At 58.7% G+C, this 351-nt stretch carries 1 pseudogene; it reads left to right on the top strand.

The window, feature by feature from the left end:
• Positions 1–232: 232 nt before the first annotated feature.
• A pseudogene (locus tag CJ179_RS53905) lies at positions 233–351 on the top strand (GntR family transcriptional regulator); the annotation flags it as partial.

The raw sequence follows: 351 nt of genomic DNA, 5'->3' as shown, positions 1-351 counted from the left end.
TGCTGCCGCGCCAACTCGGCCCCGATCGCCGCATGCACGGCCGGATCGAGATCCACCAACCGCCGAGTCAACGTCGGGTTTGCTGCCGCCTCGGTGAGGTTTGCGGTGTCCACAGTCATGGTTCGCCTTTCTAGAAGGTCAGTTGACTTCGAACTAATATATCAACTGGAAAGTAGAGTAAGGTCAGGATCGGATAAAGGTCAATAGCTCCGGAAAATCAGGGAGACGAAACATGAGCCTGGCGCATTCCTCGGTCGCGGACACGGCATCGAACGGCGGCACCAACGCTGAACGCGCGTACGAGATCATCCGCGAACGCCTGGTCATGCTCGATATCCGGCCGGGTGAGCC

The sequence above is a fragment of the Rhodococcus sp. ACS1 genome (assembly GCF_002300155.1).
Lineage (GTDB): Bacteria > Actinomycetota > Actinomycetes > Mycobacteriales > Mycobacteriaceae > Rhodococcus_F > Rhodococcus_F koreensis.
The sequence above is the reverse complement of the archived record's forward strand: the minus strand, read 5'-3'. Positions and strand labels throughout refer to the sequence as shown.